The organism is Gilliamella sp. B3023 (assembly GCF_026536845.1).
In the GTDB taxonomy this organism is placed as follows: Bacteria; Pseudomonadota; Gammaproteobacteria; order Enterobacterales; family Orbaceae; genus Gilliamella; species Gilliamella apicola_E.
This window is the reverse complement of sequence record NZ_JAFNNH010000067.1, coordinates 1-815: the sequence shown is the minus strand read 5'-3', so window position 1 is coordinate 815 and position 815 is coordinate 1. Positions and strand designations below refer to the sequence as shown.

Here is an 815-nt window from a genome sequence, read left to right as displayed (position 1 = left end):
ACCCGCCGAGGCGGGTAATTCAAACGTCGCTTAGCCGCAAAATCGCTTTTTATAGCTAAACGACGTTGACTCCTTGAGTCAGCTTGCTTTTAATTGCTTAATACTATTTTTTATCACCCCCACCCCCGCCCTTAGGATTAAGGACGAAGGAATAAGAACTAAGGATGGGAGCAAAGGCCGTAGTAGTCGTAGGAGCTCGAAACCACGTCACCGTCGCCTGTGTGCACGAGAAACTGGGTACTACCACTCGGGTCACTAGTCCAGAACCAACTGCCGCGGAAGCCAACGCTAGAGTAATCACTCATACGAGCCCACTCAGTGAAAAAACCTGAACCTATATGACGCATAATATGATTACCCGGCGAGGAAGGGGGGGCACTAGGTACGACTACATCTGTACGAACAGCGTTAGTTAAATCCCTTACGCTAGGCATTCGATAACCAATACGATTACACCAAGATAATGTATTAGAATAATTGTCACCCTTATTACCACGGTGGACGAACCACTGCTTCAAAGTAAAACCATATTTGACGACTGGAGCACCATTACTATCACGACCGACCAACTCGAAGGTCTGAGGCAAAGTAGGTTTAGATATAGGACTAGGACTGTCTGAATTAATCTGGGATGGAGTAGCGTAAGGACCAGTTAAAGTAACACGAACTCTTGTAGCAGTAGGATTAGACATTGTGACGGTGATACCACCCAGAGAAACTGGAGACCAAGACAATGGCTGACTACTACCACTAATGAGTAAATCAAAGTACAATCCATTAGCGCCAGTTGTAGGAAAGTTTCTACCGTAAGAGGA

General features: G+C 45.9%; 1 pseudogene. It reads right to left on the bottom strand.

Annotated features, from left to right (window positions below):
• Window positions 1–158: 158 nt before the first annotated feature.
• Window positions 159–815 (bottom strand): annotated as a pseudogene (locus tag J3U16_RS11995) (hypothetical protein); the annotation flags it as partial.